A 1,407-nucleotide genomic window follows, 5' to 3' on the forward strand; every position below is an offset into this window, starting at 1 on the left:
GAGCTTCTCAGCAATTGCTCGCCCTATGCCTTGATTGCCGCCGGTGACGATGGCAACCTTACCTTCTAGCCGATTACCCAAGAATGGCCTGCTGCCGGTTTCGTGGACACCGAGATAAGGTGTTTAACGGAACTGGAGAGTGGAAATGCAGAGAAGGAAGTTCAGCCGCGAGTTCAAGCTTGAGGCAGTGAGGCTGGTGAAGGATCGAGGCGTGGCGGTGGCGCAAGCGGCCCGCGACCTCGATCTCCACGAGAATGTGCTCCGCAAATGGGTGCGCGAGCTGTCGACCGATCCGCAGCATGCGTTTCCCGGTCATGGGCAGATGAAGCCAGAGCAGCAGGAGATCGACCGGCTGCGCAAGGAAGTGGCGAAGCTGAAGGCGGAGCGCGACATCCTAAAAAAGGCCGCAGCCTACTTCGCGAGGGAAGTGACATGAGGTTCGCTTTCATCGCGAGGCACCGGGGCATCTGGCCGGTGGCATGGCTGTGCAGTGCGCTGGACGTGTCCCGCTCGGGCTTCCATGCCTGGCTCAACCGCAGCCCTAGCGTTCGCTCCCAGCATGACGAGATCCTCGTTTCCAGGATCGACCGAAGCTTCAAGAGCAGCGACCGCACCTACGGCGCGCGTCGGGTCTGGCACGACGTTCTGGCAGAGGGGCTTTCCTGCGGACTGCATCGCATCGAACGCCTCATGCAGGAGAATGGCCTCCGGGCACGTCCACGCCGGCGCGGACTACCGAAGGATACCGGCGAGCGAGCCGCCGTGTCGGACAACCTCCTCGATCGCGCCTTCGAGGCGTCGGCCCCGAACCAGAAGTGGGTCGCCGACTTCACCTACGTCTGGACTGCGGAAGGATGGATCTACGTTGCAGCCGTAGTCGATCTGTTCTCCCGCCGTGTCGTCGGCTGGGCGATGAAGGCCGAGATGACGGCCCAGCTCGTCACCGATGCACTCATCATGGCGATCTGGCGCCGAGGCAAGCCCGACAGCCTGCTGCATCATTCCGACCAGGGATCGCAATACACGAGCGAGCAGTTCCAGCGACTGATGGCCGACCACGGCATCACCTGTTCAATGAGCCGGTCGGGCAACGTCTGGGACAACGCTGCGATGGAGAGCTTCTTCTCGTCGCTCAAGACCGAGCGGACAGCCCGCAAGGTCTACAGGACGAGAGATGCCGCGAGGGCGGATGTGTTCGATTATATCGAGCGCTCCTATAACCCTCGGCGAAGGCACTCGACGCTGGGCTATCTAAGCCCCGTCGAGTTCGAGGAACAAGCTATGCTAGCTTAACCTCGTGTCCGAAAAACCGGCAGCAGGCCAGAATCCCTCCTAACCTGCAGTGACCCCGCCATCTATTGGAATAGCGACGCCGGTGATGTGCCTGGCCCCCGCGCTTGCAAGAAA

At 61.5% G+C, this 1,407-nt stretch carries 1 protein-coding gene; it reads left to right on the forward strand.

Annotated features, from left to right (window positions below; translation table 11 throughout):
* The first annotated feature begins 145 nt into the window (after positions 1–145).
* Positions 146–1,293, forward strand: a protein-coding gene (locus tag NKH73_RS32500) for an IS3 family transposase (protein ID WP_352939597.1) whose coding sequence is annotated in 2 segments (ribosomal slippage) — positions 146–395 and positions 395–1,293 — 1,149 coding nt in all. Because the reading frame shifts where the segments join, the coding sequence is not laid out codon by codon here.
* The last annotated feature ends 114 nt before the right edge of the window (positions 1,294–1,407 follow it).

The sequence above is a fragment of the Mesorhizobium sp. M0938 genome (assembly GCF_040319125.1).
GTDB lineage: Bacteria > Pseudomonadota > Alphaproteobacteria > Rhizobiales > Rhizobiaceae > Mesorhizobium > Mesorhizobium robiniae.